This is a genomic window from Sanguibacter inulinus (genome assembly GCF_013415325.1).
Taxonomy (GTDB): Bacteria; Actinomycetota; Actinomycetes; order Actinomycetales; family Cellulomonadaceae; genus Sanguibacter; species Sanguibacter inulinus.
The window spans coordinates 67,503-73,901 of record NZ_JACBYE010000015.1; the positions used below are offsets into that span (position 1 = coordinate 67,503).

The 6,399-nt window shown below is 69.4% G+C and carries 7 protein-coding genes; all 7 read right to left on the minus strand.

Going from position 1 to position 6,399, the window contains the following annotated elements; genetic code table 11:
* Window positions 1-139: 139 nt before the first annotated feature.
* Entirely contained in the window at window positions 140-490 is a 351-nt protein-coding gene (locus HZZ10_RS08270; RefSeq protein ID WP_056133287.1) for an RNA polymerase-binding protein RbpA, read from the minus strand.
* A 31-nt stretch (window positions 491-521) separates the two neighbouring features.
* A complete protein-coding gene (gene secG / locus HZZ10_RS08275) occupies window positions 522-773 on the minus strand; it encodes a preprotein translocase subunit SecG (protein WP_056134243.1) in 252 nt (83 codons plus the stop codon).
* Between the two features lie 317 nt (window positions 774-1,090).
* A complete protein-coding gene (gene tpiA, locus HZZ10_RS08280) occupies window positions 1,091-1,885 on the minus strand; it encodes a triose-phosphate isomerase (RefSeq protein ID WP_056133290.1) in 795 nt (264 codons plus the stop codon).
* Between the two features lie 89 nt (window positions 1,886-1,974).
* On the minus strand, window positions 1,975-3,174 hold the full coding sequence (locus HZZ10_RS08285) for a phosphoglycerate kinase (protein ID WP_179913161.1): 1,200 nt from the start codon (window positions 3,172-3,174) through the stop codon (window positions 1,975-1,977).
* Window positions 3,175-3,304: 130 nt separating this feature from the next.
* Window positions 3,305-4,309 (minus strand): type I glyceraldehyde-3-phosphate dehydrogenase, encoded by a 1,005-nt coding sequence (gene gap / locus HZZ10_RS08290; RefSeq protein WP_056133296.1) that lies wholly within the window; start codon window positions 4,307-4,309, stop codon window positions 3,305-3,307.
* A gap of 589 nt (window positions 4,310-4,898) precedes the next feature.
* On the minus strand, window positions 4,899-5,879 hold the full coding sequence (gene whiA / locus HZZ10_RS08295; RefSeq protein WP_056133300.1) for a DNA-binding protein WhiA: 981 nt from the start codon (window positions 5,877-5,879) through the stop codon (window positions 4,899-4,901).
* A gap of 79 nt (window positions 5,880-5,958) precedes the next feature.
* Window positions 5,959-6,399, minus strand: a 441-nt coding sequence (locus HZZ10_RS08300; RefSeq protein WP_179913162.1) for a gluconeogenesis factor YvcK family protein, incomplete at its 5' end; no start/stop codon positions are given.

Genomic DNA, 6,399 nt, shown 5'->3' on the forward strand with positions numbered 1-6,399 from the left:
CAGACGGCAGACGGCAACGAGATCGTGACTTCGGAGCGAGATCGTGTCGTACAGCTATCGATCTCGCTCCGAAGTCACGATCTCGTCGGACGGTCGAGCAGGCACCGGCCAGCTCGGGCCAGGTGCGGGGGGCTGCTGGTCAGCGGCGACCGCGGCGGGCGCGGAGTGCTGCGAGGGCCTCGTCGAGGAGGGCTTCGCCGTCCTCTTCGGAGCGGCGCTCCTTCACGTAGGCGAGGTGCGTCTTGTACGGCTCGTTGCGCACGAGAGGCGGCGGGTTCTCCGCGTCCTGGCCACCCGGGTAGCCGCACCGCGTGCAGTCCCAGTGCTCGGGCGCCTGGGCGTTGCTCTCGATCGAGAAGCTCGGGCGGGTCTCGTGCCCGTTCGCGCAGTAGTAGGAGACGAAGAAGCGTGGCGCTGTCGCGCCCCGCTCGGCCTCGCCCATGGGACCTGCTCCAACTCGCGATCCTCGGATCGCACTACCACCGGCCACTGTGCCGCTCCTGCCAGAGATGGATGGGCTGTCAGATGCCCGTGTCGACCTTGGTGATGAGCCCGAGGAGGACCACCACGACGAACCACACGAGGGCGAAGCCCACGGTGATGCGGTTGAGGTTGCGCTCAGCGACCCCGGAGCTGCCGACGCTGCTCGAGACGCCGCCGCCGAACATGTCCGAGAGCCCGCCGCCCTTGCCCTTGTGCAGCAGGATCAGGAGGATCAGGAAGCCGCTCGTGAGGACGAGCACGACCTGGAGCGCGATACGCAGGATGTCCACAGACTTGTTCTTCCCTCTACGTCGGTGAGGTGCTCACGGAGGAGCACCGATGTTCAGCAGCACGTGGAGCAGGTCGGTCGCCTGCAGGCCGAGGTCATGACGACCGGGGCGGGGAGTGCAGGTGACGGACACCACGATCCGTGCCGTCTACCAGGATAGACCACCCCACGCTCGTCGAGCGCGAGGCACTCGCAGGAGGCATGACCGGCGGTCAGGACGCTCGTCCTGACCGGACCGGCGACCCGGATCGTCGCCCGGGCCTGCGAAGCACGACAGGGCGGGACCGGGCTCCCGGTCCCACCCTGTCGGTCGGGCGATCAGCTCGCGGCGGCAGCCTTGAACTGGGCGATCTTGGCGAACTCCTCGGCGTCGAGGCTGGCGCCTCCGACGAGGGCGCCGTCGACGTCCTGCTCCTTCATGAGCTCGGCGATCGACGAGGACTTGACCGAACCGCCGTAGAGCACGCGGACGGCGTCGGCGACGTCGGCCGAGTAGAGCTCGGCGAGGCGGGCGCGGATCGCTCCGGCGACCTCCTGCGCGTCCTGCGGGGTGGCGACCTCACCGGTACCGATGGCCCAGACGGGCTCGTAGGCGATGACTACCTTGGCGGCGTCCTCGGCCGAGAGGCCCTCGAGGGCGCCGTCGACCTGGGCGAGGGTGTGGGAGACCTGGTCTCCGGCCTTGCGGACCTCGAGGGGCTCGCCGACGCAGATGATCGGGATGATGCCGTGGGCCAGCGCGGCCTTCGACTTGGCGTTGACGAGCGCGTCGTCCTCAGCGTGGTACTGGCGACGCTCCGAGTGGCCGACGGCCACGTAGGAGACACCGAGCTTGCTGAGGAACACGGGCGAGATCTCGCCGGTGTAGGCGCCCGAGACGTGCTGGGAGACGTCCTGCGCACCGTAGGTGAGCTCGAGCTTGTCGGCGTCGACGAGGGTCTGGACGCTGCGGAGGTCGGTGAACGGGGCGAGGACGGTGACCTCGACCTGCGAGAAGTCGTGCTTGGCGTCCTTGAGGGCCCAGGCGAGCTTCTGCACCAGGTGGATGGCTTCCTGGTGGTCCTGGTTCATCTTCCAGTTGCCGGCGATGAGGGGGGTACGGGCGTTGGCCATGTGGTCCTACCTTCGTGAGTCAGGGGTGGGGGCGAGGGTGAGGGCGACGGTCTGCGCAGACCGTCGCCCTCCCCTGTCGAGCGGGTGTGTCAGGCGTCGAGGACGGCGATCCCCGGGAGAGACTTGCCCTCGAGGAACTCGAGGCTCGCGCCGCCACCTGTCGAGATGTGGCTGAAGCCGGCCTCGTCGAAGCCGAGGATGCGGACGGCTGCTGCCGAGTCGCCGCCGCCGACGATCGTGAAGGCACCGTTGCTCGTCGCGTCGACGAGAGCCTGGGCGACGGCACGGGTGCCGCCGGAGAAGGCCTCGAACTCGAAGACGCCGGCCGGGCCGTTCCAGACCGCGGTCTTGGCGTCGACGATCTTGGAGGCGAAGAGCTTCTGCGACTCCGGGCCGATGTCCAGGCCGATCTTGCCGTCGGGGATCGCGTCGGCTGCGACGACGGTCGCGGGCGAGTCCGCCTTGAACTCGTCGGCGACGAGGATGTCGACCGGGAGGACGATCTCCACGCCGGCCTTCTCGGCGTCGGCGAGGTAGCCCTTGACGGCGTCGATCTGGTCTTCCTCGAGCAGCGAGTTGCCGACCGAGTAGCCCTTGGCGGCGAGGAAGGTGAAGAGCATGCCGCCACCGATGAGGAGGCGGTCGGCCTTGGTGATGAGGTTGCCGATGACGCCGAGCTTGTCGGAGACCTTGGAGCCGCCGAGGACGACGACGTAGGGGCGCTCGGGGTTGTCGGTCGCCTTCTTGAGGGACTCGACCTCCTTGAGCACGAGGGAGCCGACGGCGGAGGGCAGCGCGAGGGCGATGTCGTAGACGGACGCCTGCTTGCGGTGCACGACGCCGAAGCCGTCGGAGACGTAGAAGTCGGCGAGCTCGGCGAGGTCGGCGGCGAGGCTCTGGCGCTCGCTCTCGTCCTTGGAGGTCTCGCGCGGGTCGAAGCGGATGTTCTCGAGGAGGGCGACCTCGCCCTCACCGAGAGCTGCGACGGTGGCCTTCGCGGACTCACCGACGGTGTCCTTCGCGAGGGTGACCGGGGCGCCGAGGAGCTCGCCGAGGCGGGTTGCGACGGGCGCGAGCGAGTACTTGTCCTCGGGAGCACCCTTGGGGCGGCCGAGGTGCGCCGTGACGACGACCTTCGCGCCGGCCTCGACGAGCGAGGAGAGGGTGGGGAGCGCGGCGCGGATGCGGCCGTCGTCGGTGATCGTCGTGCCGTCGAGCGGCACGTTGAAGTCTGAACGGACGAGAACGCGCTTGCCGCGCAGGTCGCCGAGGTCCTTGATCGTCTTCATGGGTACTCCAGGTTCAAAGGGCGGACATGAGAACGTCCGCGTGAGTGACGTGGCCAGACGGCTCTCATCACTCACGCGGACGGTTCAGCGAGCTCGGGTGATCACCCGTGACTCAGGGATTCGCAGCGATTCAGAGCTTCTCGCCGACGAGGACCGTGAGGTCGACGAGGCGGTTGGAGTAGCCCCACTCGTTGTCGTACCAGGAGACGACCTTGACCTGGTCGCCGATGACCTTGGTGAGGCCAGCGTCGAAGATGCTCGACGCGGGGTCCGTCACGATGTCGGAGGAGACCAGCGGGTCCTCGGTGTAGACGAGGATGCCCTTGAGGGGGCCCTCGGCTGCAGCCTTGATCGCGGCGTTGACCGACTCGACCGTGACCTCCTTGGAGGCGGTGAAGGTGAGGTCGGTGGCCGAGCCTGTGGGCACGGGGACGCGGAGCGCGTAGCCGTCGAGCTTGCCCTTGAGCTGCGGGAGGACGAGCGCCACGGCCTTGGCCGCACCGGTCGAGGTCGGGACGATGTTGATCGCTGCTGCGCGGGCGCGGCGGAGGTCCTTGTGGGGACCGTCCTGCAGGTTCTGGTCACCGGTGTAGGCGTGGATCGTGGTCATGAGTCCACGCTCGATGCCGAAGGCCTCGTCGAGCACCTTCGCCATGGGGGCGAGGCAGTTCGTCGTGCAGGAGGCGTTCGAGATGATGTGCATCGTCTCGGGGTTGTAGTCGCCCTCGTTGACACCGATGACGAAGGTGCCGTCCTCGTTGCTCGCGGGAGCGGAGATGATGACCTTCTTGGCGCCGGCCTCGATGTGAGCCTTCGCCTTCGTGGCGTCGGTGAAGAAGCCAGTCGACTCGATGACGATGTCGGCACCGAGTGCGCCCCAGGGCAGGTCTGCCGGGTTGCGCTCTGCGAGGGCCTTGATCTTCTTGCCGTCGACGGAGATGGAGTCCTCGTCGTACGAGACCTCGGCGGCGAGGCGGCCCAGGACGGAGTCGTACTTGAGCAGGTGCGCAAGCGTCTTGTTGTCCGTGAGGTCGTTGACACCGACGATCTCGATGTCTGCTCCAGACGCAAGGATTGCGCGGAAGAAGTTACGTCCAATTCGACCGAAGCCGTTGATTCCGACGCGGATGGTCACTATGCCCTCCTCGGGCGCGCCGGACGAACCGACGCACGGTAGTTGACGAACGACACGTACGTCAGCGTACGTTGGTGAGTTGCCTGGCATCCGAAAAGACGTCGCTGGACCGATCCTCGGTCCGGCTCGGGGTCTCCCGTGAACCTGACTCCTTGAGCCTATACCTAGATGGCCTCTCGTGTGAGGACCATCGTCCCGTGAGACGGCTTCACCCCACGGTCTGGGCACCTGGCAACCAACGGCGGGCCAAGATCCGGCAACAACTCCCACGACCTGGTCACACGCACGTGTCCGGGAGGGGTCCTGGGCCTGCTGGAGCCCTAGGTCTGGCCTGGGTGGCCGCCCGGCGGGATGGGCGGGACGGGTTGCCCACGGAGGAGCGGTCGACAGCGGCGTGCGAGGTCGACCTCGGGGTGCGCAGAGCGGCCCGGCGACCCCGGACCGAGGTCCTGGCCCGGGCGGACGGCCGATGGCACGAGCAGGACGCTCCGCAGCTGTGCGCAGATGGCAGCAGCGAACGCACGGCGTGGCAGCGGCGCGCGAACAACCCGCTAGTCAGAGGACGAGGCGCCGCGCTCCCCCGGCCGCGTCAGAGGTCGAGCAGGTCCGGGCTCAACCCGGCCTCGGTGTCCGGGATCCCGAGCTCGGCCGCGCGCTTGTCGGCTGTCGCCAGCAGACGCCGGATCCGCCCGGCGACGGCGTCCTTGGTGAGCGGTGGGACGGCCAGCTGGCCGAGCTCTTCGAGGGAGGCCTGCTTGTGCGCGAGGCGCAGCTCGCCGGCCTCGCGCAGGTGGTCGGGCAGCTCGGCGCCGAGGATGTCGAAAGCCCGCTCGACCCGAGCTCCCGCGGCCACGGCGGCCCGCGCCGAGCGGCGCAGGTTCGCGTCGTCGAAGTTGGCGAGGCGGTTGGCGGTCCCGCGGACCTCGCGGCGCTGTCGGCGCTCTTCCCAGACCTTGACGGTCTCGTGCGCGCCGAGGCGGGTCAGCAGGGCACCGATCGCCTCGCCGTCGCGGATGACCACACGGTCGACCCCACGGACCTCGCGCGACTTGGCCGAGATGCCCAGGCGGCGGGCGGAGCCCACCAGGGCGAGCGCAGCCTCGGGACCCGGGCAGGTGATCTCGAGGGCCGAGGACCGGCCGGGCTCGGTGAGCGAGCCGTGGGCCAAGAACGCCCCGCGCCACGCCGCCTCGGCCTCGGCGACACCGGCCGAGACGACCTGGGGCGGCAGACCACGGACCGGACGGCCCCGGGCGTCGAGCAGACCGGTCTGCCGGGCGAGGGACTCGCCGTCCTTCGCGACCCGGATGACGTAGCGGCTCCCCCGGCGGATGCCACCGGCGGAGACGACCACGATCTCGCTCGTGTGGCCGTAGACCTCGGCGATGGCCTGGCGCAGCCGGCGCGCGGCGATCGCGGTGTCGAGCTCGGCCTCGATGACGACGCGTCCCTGGATGAGGTGCAGACCTCCGGCGAACCGCAGCATCGCTGCGACCTCGGCCTTGCGGCAGGAGGTCTTGTCGACCGGGAGCCGTGCGAGTTCGTCTTTCACCTGAGCCGTGAGCGCCATGGGTCAATCCTGCCATCCCTGCTCGTCGTCCCGAGACCCGCAGGACCACCACCGGGGGTCCCTGCACGGCCTCAGAGACTCAGAGGCTGCGGGTGCCGACGTCCCCGAGGAAGTTGTCGAAGACGTCCCTGTACGCGGCCGCGAGCCGCAGCGCGTCGTGGCGGGGCGTGCCGTCACCGCGACGGACCTGGCGCATGAGCAGCGTCGCCCCCATCTGCTCGACCTCGGCCAGCAGCAGGTCGGGGTCGTCGACGGCGAGGGGGTCCGCGACGACGGCGTCGACGTGGAGGTCCGGGGCGTGGCGGGCCAGCGCGCGCAGGTGCTCGACCGTCGTCATGCCGTGGGTCTCGTCGGTCTCGCTCGCGAGGTTGAGCGTGAGGCAGACCCGGGCCTTCGAGGTGACGAGGGCCTCGGCGAGCTCGGGCACCAGGAGGTGCGGCATGACCGAGGAGAACCACGAGCCCGGGCCGAGCACGACCCAGTCGGCGGCCATGACTGCCTCGACGGCCTGCGGGTGGGC

Bases quoted from the DNA above. Each gene is read 5' to 3' on its own strand.
- tpiA (WP_056133290.1), bottom strand. From the start codon at position 1,885: ATGGCCAACGCCCGTACCCCCCTCATCGCCGGCAACTGGAAGATGAAC.
- HZZ10_RS08285 (WP_179913161.1), bottom strand. From the start codon at position 3,174: ATGAAGACGATCAAGGACCTCGGCGACCTGCGCGGCAAGCGCGTTCTC.
- whiA (WP_056133300.1), bottom strand. From the start codon at position 5,879: ATGGCGCTCACGGCTCAGGTGAAAGACGAACTCGCACGGCTCCCGGTC.